This is a genomic window from Mesorhizobium sp. M2A.F.Ca.ET.042.01.1.1, from assembly GCF_003997405.1.
Taxonomy (GTDB): Bacteria; Pseudomonadota; Alphaproteobacteria; order Rhizobiales; family Rhizobiaceae; genus Mesorhizobium.
Window position 1 is genome coordinate 1 of sequence record NZ_RZRX01000012.1, and the last position, 15,184, is coordinate 15,184.

Below are 15,184 nucleotides of genomic sequence, written 5' to 3' on the forward strand. Positions count from 1 at the left end.
GTAACCCTTGTTGGTCAGCGGTCATCGAAATCGACCGCACTAAAGGCCGAATACATGACCGCTCCAGACTTACGCCGTCGTCGTCATTTTGCCTCTTGCCCAAGAGGGGCCGTCCATACATGACGACCTCTGTGGAGTTCCGCGCTACCTAACCAGAATCGCCCTCAGATCATTCACATTCGTGCCGGTTGGCCCCGGCACGAAGAGGTCGTCGACGGCATTGAAGGCCGTCCAGGCGTTGTTGCCGGCGAGCATTGCCTTGGCATCGACGCCTGCCGCACGCATGCGCGCCACGGTCGAGCCGTCAGCAAAGGCGCCTGCATTGTTCTCCGAACCATCTATGCCGTCGGTGTCGGCAGCAATGGCATGAATGCCATCGACGCCATCGATGCCGATGGCGAAAGCGAGGAGGAATTCCGAGTTGCGGCCGCCTTTGCCCTTGGCCCGCAGCGTCACGGTCGTCTCGCCGCCGGACAGGATCAGCACGGGCTTGGCGAAAGGCCGGTTGCGGGTGGCTACCTCGCGGGCGATCGCGGCGTGGACGCCGCCGACCTCGCGGGCCTCGCCCTCGATCGCGTCCGACAGGATAACGGCCTCGATGCCTTGCCGCTTGGCTTCGGCGGCCGCAGCCTCCAGCGACACACCAGCCGAGGCGGTCAGATGCACTTCGTTGCCGGCAAAGCGCGGATCGTCGGGACGCGGTGCGTCGGCGGCGGGCGACTGGATATGCGCCATGACCGAGGCCGGCAGCTTCATGCCATAAGCGGCGATCGAGGCCAGAGCATCCTGACGGCTGCCGGTATCGGGAACCGTCGGTCCCGAGGCAACCAGCGCCGGATTGTCGCCTGGGATGTCGGAGACGACCAGCGACACGACCCGCGCCGGGTGCGCGGCCGCGGCAAGCCGTCCGCCCTTGATGGTCGAGACATGCTTGCGGATGGTGTTCATCGCCGCGATCGGCGCGCCGGAGGCAAGCAGCGCCTCGTTGACGGCGATCTCGTCGGCCAGGGTCAACCCGGGTGCGGGCGACGGCAGCAGCGCCGAACCCCCACCGGAAATCAGCGCCACCACCAAATCGTCGGAGGTCAGGCCCCGCACCTTCTCCAGCAGCCGGCGCGAGGCTTCGAGGCCGGCGGCGTCCGGCACCGGATGCGCCGCCTCGATGATCTCGATGCGCTCGCATCTGGCGCCATAGCCATAGCGCGTGACGACCAGGCCGTCGACCGGACCGTCCCAGACCTTCTCGAAGGCCGCCGCCATCTGCGCCGAGCCTTTTCCCGCGCCGATGACGATGGTGCGGCCCTTGGCCTTCGCCGGCAAATGATTGCGGATCGTCTTTTCCGGGTCGGCGGCGGCGACGGCGGCGTTGAAGATCGAGGTGAGGAAGGTTTTTGGATCGGTCATTTGTCTTCCGGCGGCAATCTGAGCTTGCTCGCATCGACGCCGAGATGCGCGCAGATCGCATCGACCACGACGCCGTGGTCCTCGCGCTCCGGCAGGCCCGAAACGGCGATGACCCCGATGACGCCGGCGCCCTTCACGGTGACCGGAAAGCCGCCGCCGGCCAGCACATAATCGGCGATGTCGAGCGCTTCGCCGACCTTGAACGTGCGGTCGGGCCGCTGCTGCTCCAGCACAAGGCGATAGGTGCTTCTGAGATACCGCTTCACGACGTTGATCTTGCGCCGCGCCCAGTCCGGATTGGAGGCGTTGGAGCCCGGCATCGCGGCATAGAAGAGCGGCCGGTCGAAGGTCCTGATGTCGACGATGATCGGCAGGTCTTCCTTCAGCGCCCGATCCCTGATGGCGGAACCGATCTTGAAGGCGACGGCCTCGTCGAAGGCCGGGAAGACCAGCGTGGCTTCCTGTTTCTTGATCAGAGCGATGTCGTCGGCGGTGGCCATGTCTCTTTCTCCGAAATCCCACCGTCGTTTGTACGACAAGCTCCGTGTGGTCAAGCATCCATCGCGGACGCCCCCTCATCCGGCCGCTTCGCGGCCACCTTCTCCCCGAGGGGAGAAGAGACTGGCGCCAACGCCGGCTCACTCCTCTCCCCTCGGGGAGAGGTCGGATTGCCCCGAATTGCCCCTCGCAATTCGGTCGGCAATCCGGGTGAGGGGGTCACCCTGGGACAATCGCGCTTTTCGCCGGACGGCCCGCCAGATAGACCTCGCGCACAACCCGATCGTCGCCCAGCGTCTGCAAGAGGAACAGCTCCTCTGCCAGCGTCTCGACCGTCTCCATCCTGAGCCGCATGCCCGGCGTGGCATGGGCATCGAGCACGACGATGTCGGCATCGGTGCCCTCCTCCAGCGTGCCGACCTTGTCGGCCACCGACAGCGCCTCGGCGTTGCCGCGCGTCAATTGCCAGAAGGACTGGAACGGGTTCAGCTTCTCGCCGTTCAGTGCGATCACCTTGTAGCCCTCGTCCATGGTGCGCAGCATCGAATAATTGGTGCCGCCGCCGACATCGGTGGCGGCGGCGATCCGCACACTTTTTTCGCGCCGACGATAGCGCTGGTAGTCGAACAGGCCGGATCCGAGGAAAAGATTGGAGGTCGGGCAGAATACCGCGACCGAGCCCGAGTGCGACAGCGCATCCGCCTCGCGCTCCGACAAATGGATGCAGTGGCCGAACAGGCTCTTTTTGCCGAGCAGGCCGTAATGCTCATAGACGTCGGTGTAGTCGTGCGACCAGGGGTAAAGCTCCTGGGTGAAGGCGATCTCGGCGTGGTTCTCCGACAGATGCGTCTGCATGTGCAGGTCGGGATGCTCGCGGCAGAGCGCGCCGGCCATCTCCATCTGCTCGGGCGTAGACGTAATGGCGAAGCGCGGCGTGATGGCATAGAGCTGGCGGCCCTTGCCGTGCCATTCGGCAATCAGCGCCTTGCTGTCGTCGTAACCAGTTTGCGGCGTGTCGAGCACGCCATCCGGCGCGTTCCGGTCCATCATCACCTTGCCGGCGATGTTGAGCATGTTGCGCTCATGCGACTCGGCGAAGAAGGCTTCGGCGGAAGATTTGTGCACGGAGCAGTAGGCGGCGACCGTGGTCGTGCCGTGCCGCAGCATCTCGTCGAGGAACAGCCGCGCGATGCGGCGGCCATGCTGGGCGTTCTCGAATTTCGACTCCTCTGGAAAGGTGTATTTGTTCAGCCAGTCGAGCAACTCGGCGCCGTAGGAGGCGATGATCTGCATCTGCGGCACATGGACATGGGCGTCGAGGAAGCCCGGCAGGATCAGATGCGGACGATGGTCGATCGTCTCGACGCCGGCGCCCGCCTTCTTCGAGACATCCGCATAGGCGCCGGCGGCGACGATCCTGCCATCGTCAATCAGCAGCGCGCCATCCTCCTCGTAGCGCCAGGCGGAATGGTCGTCGATCGTTTCGGGCCAGCGCAGGAAGGAGAGCGTGCGGCCGCGCAGAATTTTCGCTGTCATGCTTACTTTCCGGCGCCTTCGAACCAGGCGACCAGAAGGGCCCGTTCCTGGTCGGTGATCTGGGTGACGTTGGCGGGCGGCATGGCATGCGCCCGGCCGGCCTGGATGTATATCTCGCGCGCATGCTCGGCGATGCGCTCGTCGGTGTCGAGCAGCACGCCCTTCGGCGCATGGTAGATGCCTTCATAGACCGGCTCTTCCGTGTGGCACATGGAGCAGCGGCCAAGCACGGTGTCGCGCACGGCCGGGAAATGGGCCGAGGCGATATAGACCTGAGAGGCGGCGGAGGCGGCCGAGGTCTTCGGCTCGCCGGTCAGCACCTTCGGCACGGTCGACAGCCAGATGATGATCATGAACAGCACGGCAGCACCCAGCCATGTCCAGGTGGGGTTGCCTTTGCGCGCATGGACCGTGTTGAAATAGTGCCGGATCAGCACGCCGATGATGAAGACCAGCGAAGCGATGACCCAGTTGAACTGCGTGCCGAAGGCCAGCGGGTAGTGGTTCGACAGCATTAGGAACAGGACCGGCAAGGTCAGGTAGTTGTTGTGCAGCGAGCGCTGCTTGGCGATCTTGCCGTATTTCGGGTCCGGCTTGCGGCCGGCGATCAGATCGGCGACGACGATCTTCTGGTTCGGGATGATGACCATGAAGACGTTGGCCGACATGATCGTGGCGGTGATGGCGCCGAGATGCAGGAAGGCGGCGCGGCCGGTGAAGAGATGGGTGAGCCCCCAGGCGATAAAGACCAGCACGCCGTAAAGCACCAGCATCAGCCCGGTATCGCTTTTGCCGAGCGGCGAGCGGCACAGAAGATCGTAGACGATCCAGCCGACGCCGATGGTGGCCAGCGACAGAAGAATGCCGACCGGCGCCGAGATGTTGAGCACGTTGGGGTCGATCAGGAACAGATCGGCGCCGGCATAATAGACCACGCAGAGCATGGCGAAGCCCGACAGCCAGGTGGCGTAGGACTCCCATTTGAACCAGGTGAGGTGTTCCGGCATCTCGGCCGGCGCCACCAGGTATTTCTGGATGTGGTAGAAGCCGCCGCCATGCACCTGCCATTCCTCGCCGAAGGCGCCGGCGGGCAGGCCGGGGCGCTGGCGCAGGCCAAGGTCGAGCGCGACGAAATAGAAGGACGAGCCGATCCAGGCGATGCCGGTGATGACATGCAGCCAGCGGACGGCGAAGCTCAGCCAGTCCCAGAAAATCGCGAAATCCATCATTGTGTCGCCCCTGGGAAATCGTCCCTGCCGATGAGAGCGACTTTACGGTGTGCAGCGCAAACGAAAAGAGGCGAGGCGCGCGATGACTTTCAAAAAAAAATGTAAAATACTAGGCTTACCTTTATAGCCGTTTGAGAGCCACGCATGGCCTATCTCGACAACATCGCCGTCTTCGTCCGTGTCGTCGAGCTCGGCAATCTGTCGGCGGCGGGGCGTGACATGCGCATTTCGCCGGCCGTCGCCTCCAACCGCATCAAGGAACTGGAAAAGCATCTGGGGGTGCGGCTGTTCAACCGCACGACCCGTCAATTGATGCCGACCGAGCACGGCACGGTGTTCTACACCGGCGCCAAGCAGGTGCTGGACGCCATCACCGAGGCGGAAGCGGCGGTCGCAGCGCTTTCCGGCCAGCCGCGCGGGACCATCAGGGTTACGGCGCCGCTCGGCCTCGGACGGCGGCTGATCGCCTCGGGCATCCCGGATTTCCACGACAAATATCCCGATATCGAGGTGCGGCTCAGGCTCTCCGACCACAATGTCGACATCATGAAGGAAGGCATCGACGTCGCCTTCCGCCTCGGCATCATCGAGGATTCGAGCCTTCGGATGCGCGGCATCATGGAATGCGAGCGCGTGCTGGTGGCGGCGCCGAAATATCTGGAAGCGCGCGGCGAGCCCGCCGAACCGCAGGAACTGGTCGGCAGGAAGCACGACTGCCTGATGCTGCGCTATGCCGGCGCGCGCGAATATGTCTGGACGCTGCAGACGCCGAGCGGCCAGCAGAAGTTCGAGGTGCACGGCCCTTACGACACAGACGATGGCGACGTGCTGACCGGCTGGGCGCTTTCGGGGCGCGGCATCATCAACAAGCCGCGTTTCGAGGTCGAGCCCTTCATCCGCGACCGCCGGCTGAAGGTGATCCTGCCCCAGACGCCGCCGACGCCGGTGCAGTTTGCCGCCGTCTATCCGCACAAGAAGCTGCAGGACCCGAAGGTGCGGCTGCTGCTCGATTTCATGGCCGAGCGCTGCCAGCGGCTGATCAAGGATATTTTGGCGGGGAAGTAGCGGTGGCTTGTCTAGCGGTTGGCGGAAGCCCGCGAACTTCGTCATCCACGGGCGGAGCGACGCGAAGCGGAGCGCAGACCCGAGGATTCATTCCGTGACCTTAATCGTATGGCGCAGCGGCGCAGAATTCTGCATCGTTGGGCGGCGCCTCGACGTCACGGAATGGATTCTATGGTCTGCGCCGCGTCGCTTCGCTCCTTGCTCCGCCATAGAATGACGACCGCGAGGAGCGTTCACGGCTAATCTCCGAGAGATTGGCCGAAGCCTCCGTGACGTCGTCATCCACGGGCGGAGCGACGCGAAGCGGAGCGTAGACCCGAGGATCCATTCCGTCACTTCATCGTATGGTGCAGCGGCGCAGAATTCTGCACCGTTGGGCGGCGCTTCAACGTCACGGAATGGATTCTATGGTCTGCACCGCGTCGACTTCGCTCCTTGCTCCGCCATAGAATGACGACCGCGAAGGGCGTTCAGGCTAATCGCCGAGGGATTGGCCGAAGCCTCCGTGACGTCGTCATCCACGGGCGGAGCGACGCGAAGCGGCGCGCAGACCCGAGGATCCATTCCGTGACTTAATCATATGGCGCAGCGGCGCAGAATTCTGCATCGTTGGGCGGCACTTCGAAGTCACGGAATGGATTCTATGGTCTGCGCCGCGTCGCTTCGCTCCTTGCTCCGCCATAGAATGACGACCGCGAGGGGCGTTCACGGCTAATCGCCGAAACAAGTGGCCGCCAACATGACATTCGGGCCAAGGCCTCTGCCTCGACGCAGAAGAAGGCTGGCCGGCAAGTGACAGGCTGGTGGCCCACTCGATCCCGTTGCCATGCGCGAAGAGGGGCCTAGGTTGGTGGCCAGACGCCTGCCCGATTTCAGGGCAGCCGAAGGGCCGCACTATGCATCTCGCCATTTCGCTCGACATCGCCGCCGCCAACGGACACGACATCCTGGACCTCGGCCAGATCAGCGCGTTCGTCCGCAAGGCGGAAGCGGCGGGCGTTGACATGGTCATCATTTCCGACTCCGCCGATGAGCCCTCGGCCAGCCCGTTCGAAGCGACCACGCTGCTGGCCGCGCTGGCCACAGTGACGGAGAAGATCGGGCTCGTCGCCAGCGCCTCGACGTTGGCGCACCAGCCCTACAATCTGGCGCGCCGTTTTGCTTCGCTCGACATCATCAGCCATGGCCGTATCGGCTGGAACGCGACGCTGAAACAGAACCCGCGTGAGGCGGCAAACTTCAGCCGGCCGGAAGGGTTCTCCGATGACGATTTTCGCCGTCGTGCGGAAGAGTATATCGGCATCGTCCAGGGGTTATGGCGGGGCTGGGACCCGGATGCCTTGCTGTTCGACAAGGCGGGCGGCCGGTTCCACGATGCTGACAGGATGCATGTGCTCGACCACAAGGGCGAGTTCTTCGCGGTGCGCGGGCCGCTCAATGTCGCGCGTTCGCCGCAGGACACGCCAGTGCTGGTCATGTCGGGTCTGAACGAAACCGATCGCGATTTCGCGAGCCGTGGCGCCGACGTCATTCTGATCGCGGAACAGTCGGCCGAGGCCGCCAATGCTGCGACCGCAGACTTGAGACGCCAGGCGCTTGCCGCCGGCCGCAAACCGGAAGGCGTGAAGGTGCTTCTGACGGTCGCCATTGAATCCGAGCCGCCTGTCGACAGGCTTCGAAGCTTGCTGGCGTCGGCCGGCTGCGACGGCTTCAATCTTGTTTTGCCGGCTGATGTCGCGGCACTTCAGAATTTTACCGACCGTGTCTTGCCGGAGCTCCGGCGCCACGGTCTCGCCGTCGGGGGCCAGCAGGGCGCGACGCTGCGTGCCCGTCTCGGGCTCGGCGAAGGAGGCGCAAAATGAGCACGCGCCAGATGAAGCTCGGCTTGTTCCTGTGGGCGACCGGACACCACGTCGCCGCCTGGCGCCATCCGGACGCGCATGTCACCGCCGGGATCGACATCGACCACTACATACAACTTGCCCGCACGGCTGAAGCGGCGAAGTTCGACATGGTGTTCTGCGAGGATGCCGCCGGCCTGCGCGAGGCCAATGTCAACATTGCCAGCCAGACCTCGCGCTCGATCGGCTTCGAGCCGATCAGCCTGCTTTCGGCGCTGGCCGCGCAGACCGAGCGCATCGGCCTCGTTTCGACGGCATCGACCAGCTACAACGAACCCTATGGGCTGGCGCGTATGTTCGCCTCGCTCGACAATCTGAGCGGCGGCAGGGCCGGCTGGAATCTCGTCACGTCGGCAAGCCCGATCGAAGCGGCGAATTTCGGCGCGACGGGGCTGCGGCCGCATGCCGACCGCTATGCGCGGGCGCGCGAGTTCGCCAGGGTGATCACCGGGCTCTGGCACCGCAAGCCTGCCGGCCATGACGGCGAAAGCTTCTCGGTGCGCGATCCGCTCGACATACCGCCCTCGCCGCAGGGCGCGCCGGTGATGGTGCAAGCCGGAGCCTCGGACGACGGCAAGGATCTGGCCGCGCGCACCGCCGATGTCGTGTTCTCGGCGGCGCAGACCTTCGAGGAGGCCAAGGCCTTCTATGACGATCTCAAAGGGCGGCTCACCGCCTACGGACGCCAGCCGGACGACGTGAAGATCATGCCCGGCGTCGCGCCGATCGTCGCCCCCACGAAGGCCGAGGCACAGGCGAAATACGATGCACTGCAGGAATTGATCCCCGACGATGTCGGCGTGGCGCTGCTCTCCAGCTATCTCAGCATCTCCGATCTTGGGCGCTACCCGATCGACGGACCGCTGCCCGAGCTGCCGGAGAGCGAAGGCATGAAGAGCCGGCAGGCGCTGGTCATCGAGCAGGCGCGCCGCGACGGGCTCTCGATCCGGGAACTGGCGCGATACTTTGCCGGCGCGCGCGGCCATTGGCGGATCGTCGGCACGGCCGGAGAGATTGCCGACGAATTGCAAGCCCGCTTCGAAGGCGGCGCCGCCGACGGATTCAACGTGATGCCGTCCTGGTTCCCGGGCGAGCTCGACGCCTTCGCGACGATGGTCGTGCCGGAGCTGCAGCGGCGCGGCCTGTTCCGCAGGGACTATGAAGGCCGCACGTTGCGCGACCATCTCGGCGTGAAACGGCCGGTTTAAGATTCTTGGTTTCGCAATGCCGGACGGAAAACCGCGGCGCACTTTTCCTGGAATTGCTTCAGCTCAGTCCATTAGCCGCGCTGTTCCAGACACCCGGATCGAGCTGCCAGGCGTCGGCGAAATATCGGCACGGAGCCGCGAGCGCATGCCCATATCCTCGCCCTGGACGATGTCGATGGCGCCGCCATGCGGCCAGCCGAGATCGCGCAGATAGCCGGCAAAGGCCGCGGTCGCCGCCCCCGTCGCCGGGTCCTCATAGACGCCACCGGAAGCGAAGGGATTGCGCGTGTGGAAGAGGCGAGGCGTCTCGGCGTAAGCGAGCAGGATCGTGACAAGACCCTCTCTCCGCATGAAGGACTGGCCCTGCTTCAGATCATAAGCCATGGCGGCCAAGGCATCACGAGAGTTCAGCGCCAGCACGAGATGATCGGCGCCGCCATGGATGAGCGCCGGTGGAATGGTCGGACCGAGATCGCCCGGCTCATAGCCGAACAAGGCGAGTGCCTCGCCTGCCTGTTCCGACGAAGCCGGCCGGCTGCGCGTCGGCGGCGATTGCAGGGCAGCAGCGACGTTGGCGCCGTCGCAAAAACCTTCGACGGTGATGTTCGCCTGATTGAGGATCAGCGTGAAGACCCCGTTGCCAAACTTCCTGACCAGCGCCGCGCCGAGCGCAATGGTGGCATGGCCGCAGAACGGCACTTCCGATTCCGGCGAAAAATAGCGCACGCGCCAGCTTTCGCCTTCGGGCGCCGCGAAGGCGGTTTCCGAAAAGCCGACCTCGGCCGCTACACGCTGCATGTCGGCCGCGTCCGGCAAGGCCTCGCCGATCACCACGCCGGCGGGATTGCCACCGGTGTTGCCGTCCGAAAAGGCTGCTATGCGCAAAACGTCCATGTTTCCTGGCCCCGTTGTCTGTGCGGTGCAACAAACACGTTTCGGGCCGCTTTGAGAAATGAAGAAAACGCTGAGCAGCGGTGAGCGCCAGTCACATCTGCAATCGGGGTCGGGCGCTGTGACTAGCGTGACTGATCAGGCCTCGGCTTGATTGCCACGTGGTTCCCCCAATCCGTCGCTGCTTCGCAGCGCCACCTTTCCCCCCCTCCGGAGGGAAAGGAAGGGAGCGCTGCTGGACGAGCGCTGACGGCAAGAGGGCTTGGCGCCTTTCCTCTACCCCGTCGATCGGGGGAGAGGTGGCTCGGCGAAGCCGAGACGGAGTGGGGGTCGACCAGCGCTGCATTGGACACTGCGCGGGCCAGCTGCCGTGTGCGTTATCGCCAAAGACCAGCCTCTTGGAAATGTGAGCATGTCGTAGCCCACTTGTGGGGGCGAGGGACCCAAGCTTGCCCGCCCACATGGCCGGCTGACTTAGCCGGCCATCGTCTTTTCAGGCGTATCCGAGTTAGCCGGCTGGGCGCGGTGCGATACCAGCGCCGTCATGATCTCGGCGGCGGCGAGCGCGGCAATCACCGGTGGGCGCTTGTCCTTCACGGCACTGCCGCCGATCGGCGATACAAGGCGGTCGAACTCGGCTTCGCTGCCCTCGGCCGACTTCAGGAACCAGCTCCTGAAGGTGGCTTTCTTGGTCTTCGAACCGATCATGCCGACATAGGCGGTGTCGTCGCGCTTCAGCGCCTCGGCGACGATCAGGAAATCCAACGCATGGTCATGGGTGAGGACGGCGAAAGCCGATCCGGCCGGCGCCTCGCGCACCACGGCTTCCGGCATCGGCGTCAGCCGGGTCTCCACCGTTTCCGGCATGCCCTCCAATGCCTCGGATCGGGTTTCGACGACGACCACGTGGATTGGCAGCAGCGCCAGCGACGCGGCCAGCGCCTGGCCGACATGACCGCCGCCGAAGAGATAGACATGCGGACGGTGCGCCTCTTCCGATTGAGCGTTGGCGATCAGCCGCTGTTCCAGCGAGCCGTCGACGAGGCGGATCGACACCTCGACGCGGCCGCCGCAGCATTGGCCGATCTCCGGCCCGAGCGGCACGTTGAGCGTGGCGCAAACTTCATCGACCTCGATGCGGGTTTCCCTCCCCCTTGAGGGGAGGGTGGCGGCGAAGCCGCCCGGTGGGGTCGCCGCGGCAGTGCTCGACGCCTTGGCGGTGCCTTCTGAGGCGGCCCCCTCTGGCCGCTTCGCGGCTGGCCCTTCGCTATGGCTCCGGGCGTTCGTCGCTGAAAAGGCCAAATCATTGGCTTTTTCTCGGCCTTCGGCCGAACGCTTCTCACCCCCCTCACGGGGGGAGAGCATCTGCCGCGCCTTGTCGATCGCCATATATTCGAGCTGGCCGCCGCCAATGGTGCCGAAAATGGCCGATGCCGAGACGAGCATGAAGGCGCCGGCCTCGCGCGGGGTCGAGCCTTTCGTGACCGCGACCTCGACGAGGGCGACCCGGCCGGTTTGGCCAAGGAACGCCTTCATATCTTGCACTTTCGAGTTCATCGTCGGCATTTCCATCCTGGAAATATAGCGTTTTGCGCCTCGATTTGCACGTTTAGGCGTATTCAGGCCGTCTGCGTGGCCTCCCGCTTCAGCCTCTCGATCGCCATCAGGACACGCTCCGGTGTCGCCGGCGCGTCGAGGCGCGGACAGATCCTGTGATCCGCGACGCTCGCGACCGCGTCGGAAAGCGCGTGCAGGACCGACATGCCGAGCGGGAAAGGCGGCTCGCCAACGGCCTTGGAGCGATGCACGGTCGGCTCGTTCGCCTCGGACCAGTCGGCCAGCGTGACGTTGAAGATCTTCGGCCTGTCGGAGGCGAGCGGGATCTTGTAGGTCGACGGCGCATGGGTGCGCAGGCGGCCTTTGTCGTCCCACCACAATTCCTCGGTGGTCAGCCAGCCCATGCCCTGGATGAAGCCGCCCTCGACCTGGCCGAGGTCGATGGCTCGGTTCAGCGAGCGGCCGGTCTCATGCAGGATATCGGTGCGTTCGACCACATATTCGCCGGTCAGCGTGTCGACCGAGACCTCCGAGCAGGACGCACCATAGGCGAAGTAGTAGAACGGGCGACCTTCGCCCTTGTCGCGGTTCCAGTGGATCTTCGGCGTCTTGTAGAAGCCGGCCGCCGACAGCTGGATGCGGGCCATATAGGCCTGCTTGACCAGATCGCCGAAGGGTATCTCCTGATTGCCGATACGGACGCGGTTGGGCAGGAACAGCACCTGGTCGCGCGGTACCTGGTACTTTTCCGAGGCGAAGTTGGTCAGCCGGTCCTTGATCTGACGGGCGGCATTCTGCGCCGCCATGCCGTTGAGGTCGGAACCGGACGAGGCGGCGGTCGCCGAGGTGTTCGGCACCTTGCCGGTGGTCGTCGCGGTGATCTTCACCTGATCGAGGTCGATCTGGAACTCCTCGGCCACCACCTGCGCCACCTTGAGGTAGAGGCCCTGCCCCATCTCGGTGCCGCCATGGTTCAGATGCACCGAACCGTCGGTATAGACATGCACCAGCGCGCCGGCCTGGTTGTAGTGCGTGGCGGTGAAGGAGATGCCGAACTTGACCGGCGTCAGCGCCAGCCCGCGCTTGATGAAGCGGCTGTTGGCGTTGACGGCGCTGATCTCGCGCCGGCGCCGCGCATAGTTCGAGCTCGCCTCCAGCTCGGCGATGATGCGCTGGATGACATTGTCCTCGACCGTCTGGTGGTAGGGCGTGACGTTGCGGTCGCTGGTTCCATAGAAGTTCTTCTTGCGGATCTCGAGCGGATCCTTGCCGAGGGCAAAGGCCACCTCGTCGATGACGCGCTCGGCGCCAATCATGCCTTGTGGGCCGCCGAAGCCGCGGAAGGCGGTGTTCGACACCGTGTTGGTGTAGAGTGGCGCCGACTGGGCGTGCACCGCCGGCCAGAAATAGGCGTTGTCGCAGTGGAACAGCGCGCGGTCGGTGACCGGCCCGGAGAGGTCCGAGGAGAAGCCGCAGCGCGCGGCGAACATGAAGTCGACGCCGAGGATGTTGCCGTCGTCGTCGAAGCCGACCTCGTAGTCGATCAGGAAATCATGCCGCTTGCCGGTCGCGGTCATGTCGTCGTCGCGGTCGGGCCGGATCTTGACCGCGCGATGGTGGCGCTTGGCGGCAATTGCCGCAAGTGCCGCGAACTGATTGCCCTGCGTTTCCTTGCCGCCGAAGCCGCCGCCCATGCGGCGGATTTCCACCGTGATGGCGTTGCTCGGGATGCCCAGCGCATGGCTCACCATATGCTGGACTTCGCTCGGATGCTGGGTCGAGGAATAGATGGTGACGTCGTGGTCCTCGCCGGGCACGGCCATGGCGATATGACCTTCGAGATAGAAATGTTCCTGGCCGCCGAGACGCATCTTGCCCTTGAGCCTGCGGGGCGCTGCCTCGATCGCCGCCGCCGCGTCGCCGCGCCTCAATGTGAGCGGCGGCGTGACAAGCTTGTCCTTGCGCGGGTCGAGCGCGCCGATGTCGGTGACGAAGGGCAGCTGCTCGTACTCGACCCTGGCCAGCCTGGTGGCGCGGCGGGCCTGCTCGCGTGTTTCGGCGATGACGCAGAAGATCGGCTGGCCGTAGAACTCGACCTTGCCATCGGCGAGCACCGGCTCGTCATGACGGCCGGTGGGCGAAATGTCGTTCTCGCCCGGCACGTCCTTTGCCGTCAGCACATCGACGACGCCAGGCGCGGCGCGCACGGCGGAGAGGTCCATCTTCGTGATCGTCGCATGCGTCGCGGCGGACAGACCAAGGCAGCCATGCAGCGTGCCGGCCGGCTCCGGCATGTCGTCGATATAGACCGCCGTGCCGCTGACATGCTTGTGCGCGGAATCGTGCCGCTGGTCGCTGGCGACGCCGCCCGAGATCTTCTGCGCCTTCAGGTTGGGGACATGCTTGGTCATCAGGCCGCCTCGCTGCGCGAAACCTGTAGCGGCGCCTTGGTGCCGGTCGTCTCGACATAAAAGCGCAGCAGAAGGTTCTTCGCCGCCAGCGCCCGATATTCGGCGCTTGCCCGCATGTCGGTGAGCGGCGTGAAGTCACTGGCGTATTCGGCCATAGCCGCCTCCACGGTCGCTTCGCTCCAGACCTTGCCGATCAATGCCTTCTCAACCGCCGCGGCGCGCTTCGGCGTCGCCGCCATGCCGCCATAGGCGATGCGGATATCGGCCACCGTGCCGTCCTTGGCCAACGTCAGGTAAAAAGCCCCGAGCGTCGCGGTGATGTCCTCGTCGCGGCGCTTGGTGACCTTGTAAACGGCAAATTTTTCGCCGCCCGCCGGCACCGGAACATGCACTGCCTCGACAAACTCGCCGGGCTGCCGGTCCTGCTTGCCATAGGCGATGAAGAAGCTTTCGAGCGGGATCGTGCGGCGTTTCTTGCCCTTGCGCAGCGTAAGCTGCGCGCCGAGCGCGATCAGGGGCGGCGGCGTGTCGCCGATCGGCGAGCCGTTGGCGATGTTGCCGCCGATCGTGCCCATGTTGCGCACCTGCTCACCACCGATGCGGTCGACCAGCGGTCCCAAGGCCGGGATGCGCTTCGACAGCGTCTCGAAGGCTTCGGTGTAGGTTACGCCCGCGCCGATGGTGATGACGCCGTCCTTCTCCGAGATGGCGCGCAGGCCGTCGAGAGCGCCGATGAAGATCGCCGGCGAGATGTCGCGCATATGCTTGGTGACCCAGAGGCCGACATCGGTCGAGCCGGCGACGATGGTGGCGCCCGGCACCTTCTCGAGCACGGCGGCGAAGTCGTCGACGCCGGCCGGCACGATCAACCGCGCCTTGCCCGACCCGATCTCGACCCTGGCGCCATCGCGCAATGCCTTCAGACGTGTGGTGATGTCCTTGCGCTCCACCGCCAGCGGATCCTTGGCCGCGTTGCCATAGCTCGAAATGGCATGCGCGGCGCGCATGATCGCCTCATAGCCGGTGCAGCGGCAAAGATTGCCCTGCAGCGCCTTTTCGATCGCGGCGTTGGAGGGATCGGGCGTTTTCATCCAGACCCCGTAGAGCGACATGACGAAGCCCGGCGTGCAGAAGCCGCATTGCGAGCCGTGGAAATCGACCATCGCCTGCTGCACGGGGTGCAACTTACCAGGCTCGCCGCGCAGATGCTCGACGGTGACGACATGGGTGCCGTCGAGCGAGCCCATGAAGCGGATGCAGGCATTGACGCTTTCATAGACCAGGCCGTCGCCGGCAAGCTTGCCGACCAGCACCGTGCAGGCGCCGCAGTCGCCCTCGGCGCAGCCTTCCTTGGTGCCGCGCAGCGAGCGGTTGAGCCGCAGCCAGTCGAGTAGCGTCGCATCGGGCGCGATGTCCTTCAGGGCCACGTCGCCGCCATTCAGGATGAACCGTATCTCGTTGCGGATCTTGGTATCGGCCATGTC

At 64.9% G+C, this 15,184-nt stretch carries 11 protein-coding genes; 3 read left to right on the top strand and 8 right to left on the bottom strand.

Translation table 11 applies throughout. From position 1 onward, the window contains the following. Nucleotides 1–144: 144 nt before the first annotated feature. The 4 genes from EOA23_RS03465 to EOA23_RS03480 form a co-directional block, all read right to left on the bottom strand. Nucleotides 145–1,404: a glycerate kinase gene (locus tag EOA23_RS03465; RefSeq protein ID WP_127302877.1), complete on the bottom strand. Its 1,260-nt coding sequence runs from the start codon at nt 1,402–1,404 to the stop codon at nt 145–147. Beyond that, nucleotides 1,401–1,904, bottom strand: a complete 504-nt coding sequence (locus EOA23_RS03470; RefSeq protein ID WP_127302878.1) for a heme-degrading domain-containing protein — start codon at nt 1,902–1,904, stop codon at nt 1,401–1,403. Before EOA23_RS03470 ends, EOA23_RS03465 begins: the two co-directional genes overlap by 4 nt. A gap of 217 nt (nt 1,905–2,121) precedes the next feature. Then, the gene (gene guaD, locus EOA23_RS03475) at nt 2,122–3,438 is read right to left on the bottom strand and encodes a guanine deaminase (protein ID WP_127302879.1); all 1,317 of its coding nucleotides are present in this window, start codon (nt 3,436–3,438) and stop codon (nt 2,122–2,124) included. Between the two features lie 2 nt (nt 3,439–3,440). Then, nucleotides 3,441–4,667, bottom strand: a complete 1,227-nt coding sequence (locus EOA23_RS03480; RefSeq protein ID WP_127302880.1) for a urate hydroxylase PuuD — start codon at nt 4,665–4,667, stop codon at nt 3,441–3,443. Nucleotides 4,668–4,811: 144 nt separating this feature from the next. Between EOA23_RS03480 and EOA23_RS03485 the strand changes: the two genes are divergently transcribed. The 3 genes from EOA23_RS03485 to EOA23_RS03495 all read left to right on the top strand — a co-directional run bounded on the left by EOA23_RS03485 (nt 4,812) and on the right by EOA23_RS03495 (nt 8,841). Continuing rightward, on the top strand, nt 4,812–5,732 hold the full coding sequence (locus EOA23_RS03485) for a LysR family transcriptional regulator (RefSeq protein WP_126063139.1): 921 nt from the start codon (nt 4,812–4,814) through the stop codon (nt 5,730–5,732). An 896-nt stretch (nt 5,733–6,628) separates the two neighbouring features. Next, nucleotides 6,629–7,594, top strand: a complete 966-nt coding sequence (locus EOA23_RS03490; RefSeq protein WP_127302881.1) for an LLM class flavin-dependent oxidoreductase — start codon at nt 6,629–6,631, stop codon at nt 7,592–7,594. Next, complete coding sequence (locus tag EOA23_RS03495) at nt 7,591–8,841, top strand: LLM class flavin-dependent oxidoreductase (RefSeq protein ID WP_127302882.1); 1,251 nt, start codon at nt 7,591–7,593, stop codon at nt 8,839–8,841. Before EOA23_RS03490 ends, EOA23_RS03495 begins: the two co-directional genes overlap by 4 nt. 63 nt (nt 8,842–8,904) lie before the next feature. On the opposite strand, the gene EOA23_RS03500 is transcribed toward EOA23_RS03495, so the two are convergent. From EOA23_RS03500 to xdhA, 4 genes are all read right to left on the bottom strand, one after another. Next, nucleotides 8,905–9,735, bottom strand: a complete 831-nt coding sequence (locus EOA23_RS03500; RefSeq protein ID WP_127302883.1) for a PhzF family phenazine biosynthesis protein — start codon at nt 9,733–9,735, stop codon at nt 8,905–8,907. 471 nt (nt 9,736–10,206) lie between these two features. After that, nucleotides 10,207–11,289: a xanthine dehydrogenase accessory protein XdhC gene (xdhC, locus tag EOA23_RS03505; RefSeq protein ID WP_127302884.1), complete on the bottom strand. Its 1,083-nt coding sequence runs from the start codon at nt 11,287–11,289 to the stop codon at nt 10,207–10,209. Nucleotides 11,290–11,351: 62 nt separating this feature from the next. Beyond that, nucleotides 11,352–13,700, bottom strand: coding sequence for a xanthine dehydrogenase molybdopterin binding subunit (gene xdhB / locus EOA23_RS03510; protein ID WP_127302885.1), 2,349 nt, complete (start codon nt 13,698–13,700; stop codon nt 11,352–11,354). Beyond that, nucleotides 13,700–15,181 (bottom strand): xanthine dehydrogenase small subunit, encoded by a 1,482-nt coding sequence (xdhA, locus tag EOA23_RS03515; protein ID WP_127302886.1) that lies wholly within the window; start codon nt 15,179–15,181, stop codon nt 13,700–13,702. The genes xdhB and xdhA overlap by 1 nt, the downstream gene beginning before the upstream one ends. Nucleotides 15,182–15,184: the final 3 nt, after the last annotated feature.